This is a genomic window from Prevotella sp. LCP21S3_D2 (assembly GCF_052118345.1).
In the GTDB taxonomy this organism is placed as follows: Bacteria; Bacteroidota; Bacteroidia; order Bacteroidales; family Bacteroidaceae; genus Prevotella.
In genome coordinates this window covers 1-1,056 of the sequence record NZ_JBQKHJ010000071.1, presented here as the reverse complement: position 1 = coordinate 1,056, position 1,056 = coordinate 1, and the positions used below count along the sequence as shown (strand labels likewise).

Sequence of the window (1,056 nt, the reverse complement as noted above, 5' to 3'; positions counted from 1 at the left end):
TTGCAACACTAAGATAAGTGAAAATTCTGACATGGCAAAATCCTGGGCAACTTTTTGTTGCTCAGGAACTTATAAATAAAGTTAAATTATAGTGTTGCGGAATTAAGGATTTGGAGTTTAAAAGCAAGGATTATGTAGAAAATATCGAATCTATTCTGTCTAAGTCAATAGAAGATGTAGATGGTGGAATGCTGGTATCTTTCGACTCAGACCTTCCAAAGTATAGCTATGCTGAGGTAGATGCTGATATGAATGTTATCAGAACTGCAGAGAAAGAGGTGATCTCTCATCATGCTCTTTGTGGAGCTTATTTCTTCTCAAAAGCCCAGAGTTTCTTGAATGCTGCAGATGCAATGTTGGCTGATACTCATTTCTCAAAGCCGGAGTTCTATGTATCTTTGCTTTTCAATACACTTTTGCAGAATGGTGAGCATGTAAAGTTAGCTAAAATGGAGGAGTATTACTCATACGGCACACCGGAAGAACTAAAACGCTATATGTAATGTCACAGATAAAACTACTGGTAACAGACTTTGACGGGACTTTGGTAGATACCTTCGAGGCTAATTTCTTGGCTTACCAAAAGGCTTTCTCCCAGTTTGGCTTGAATTTAACTGAGCAGCAATACCAAGATTGTTTCGGTTTCCGATTCGATGACTTTATGGAGCATATGGGAATCTCTGATACAGTCATCAAGCAAGGTATCAGAAAGGCTAAGGGTGATTGTTACCCTCTCTTCTTTGACAAGTTGCAAGTCAACCATTCTCTCCTTTCTATGTTGAAGTCCTTCAAGCAAGCAGGGGGATTGACTGCTGTGGCATCTACGGCACGAAAGAAAAACTTAATGAATGCCTTGGAGCATATAGGAGCGTTGGAAGCTTTTACGCTGATTATAGCTGGCGAGGATGTTGAGCATGGAAAACCCAATCCTGAGATATATAATAAACCTTAATTCCGCAACACTATAATTTAACTTTATTTATAAGTTCCTGAGCAACAAAAAGTTGCCCAGGATTTTGCCATGTCAGAATTTTCACTTATCTTAGTGTTGCAAAA

At 38.8% G+C, this 1,056-nt stretch carries 2 protein-coding genes; both read left to right on the top strand.

All coding sequences use genetic code 11. From position 1 onward, the window contains the following. Positions 1-110 precede the first annotated feature (110 nt). Positions 111-503, top strand: a complete 393-nt coding sequence (locus ACTQ16_RS16620) for a hypothetical protein (protein ID WP_441938546.1) — start codon at positions 111-113, stop codon at positions 501-503. Continuing rightward, positions 503-952 carry an HAD family hydrolase gene (locus ACTQ16_RS16615; protein ID WP_441938544.1) on the top strand — a complete coding sequence of 150 codons (450 nt, stop codon included), beginning with the start codon at positions 503-505 and terminating at the stop codon, positions 950-952. Before ACTQ16_RS16620 ends, ACTQ16_RS16615 begins: the two co-directional genes overlap by 1 nt. Positions 953-1,056: the final 104 nt, after the last annotated feature.

Bases quoted from the DNA above. Each gene is read 5' to 3' on its own strand.
- ACTQ16_RS16615 (WP_441938544.1), top strand. From the start codon at position 503: ATGTCACAGATAAAACTACTGGTAACAGACTTTGACGGGACTTTGGTA.